General features: G+C 37.4%; 1 protein-coding gene. It reads right to left on the reverse strand.

The annotated features are described in order from the left end of the window. Nucleotides 1-99: 99 nt before the first annotated feature. Nucleotides 100-879: a phosphoribosyltransferase family protein gene (locus A142_RS10185; RefSeq protein WP_019820838.1), complete on the reverse strand. Its 780-nt coding sequence runs from the start codon at nt 877-879 to the stop codon at nt 100-102. Nucleotides 880-1,326: the final 447 nt, after the last annotated feature.

Genomic DNA, 1,326 nt, shown 5'->3' on the forward strand with positions numbered 1-1,326 from the left:
TAAAGATAGAGAGGACTCATACCCGATCTGACTTAAATTATACACATTATAAGCCTATTTACAAGGACGTTGTTCACAGGCTCATAAAATTTAGAGCCGTTATTTTCTTTTGATACGCCCGTTTAATGGGCTAAACAAAACAACAGATCGAACTTCCTCACAAACTCGACCACCTAAAAGTTCATCTTTTGCTTGTATAAGGGTGCTTCCGGTAGCAAACAAGTCGTCTACTAACAATACAGAGCGATATGAATGGCTTCCTTCAAGGTTATTTAAAGTCAAGGGTTTTATGAAAGCCCGGAAATTTGTTTTAACATCGCTCATCGAGAAATTATTACCTGTATCTCTCGCCTTTTTCACTGCATTCATAATATTGACTTTAGCAGAATGAGGGATTTTGAGAGCTTTAGACGCAGGGTTCGCTATTTGCACCTCAATGTCCTCAGCATTAGATTTTCGGAACAGTTCTGTCTCTATCGGAACACCAAGCTCTTTAGAGAGCTTATTCGCCAATATATTGGAAATATTATGAGATGACGGCATCGGAATGATGGCGTCATAGGTGATTTGTTTCGCTTCAAATTCAGTAATCAGTTTACTTATAATGTCATTAAGAGGTGCAACGAGTGATTTAAAAGATTTATACGTTACTGACAGTCCCTCTTTGGACTTCAAAGCATATATCAGGGGACAGTTATCACCAATTTCTCTTTTATCTGTTTTGTTTTTTGTCCTGAGTAGAAGGGAGTAAACTTCTAGTCTATTCAGCTTACACTTTGTCGTCGCTAAAGTTGGATTCTTCTCAACAGTGGTGTTTGCAAACGAATGTGAAGTTTCGTCAACATGTACAACTCCGTTCTCATCAACTTTGAATCCCATAAGTGTTAGTTACCTACCAAATTTATTGTTAGTTTTGATTTTGAATTAATTGCTTATTATAACGATATTAGGTGGTTAGGTGTAAACTAATCAATTTGAATAAGTCGAATACCTTTAGAGTTTAATCTAGATTGTAAAGGTAAAATAATTCTTAAACAATCACTCTAAGACGCTTGTGTAGCCGAGTTCGACTAGAATTATAACGACTCAGGTAAGGCGCTTTTGTCCCAAAGCGCCTTACCTCTCCGCCATATAAATGCATCTCTATCGCATAACCACCAATATCACCACATTAGCTTTATTTGGGTAAATTTCGAACGATTTAATGCGCTGATTTGTTCGATAAAGCTAATAATGGGGCAAAAACCACTTAGAGTTTACACTCTATTCCCTGTGATCACTCTATTCCCTGATCGCATTACCAGCCCGAGTGCTTAACGTGAGTAA

Source organism: Vibrio splendidus 12E03 (assembly GCF_000272105.2).
GTDB classification, from domain to species: Bacteria; Pseudomonadota; Gammaproteobacteria; order Enterobacterales; family Vibrionaceae; genus Vibrio; species Vibrio splendidus_I.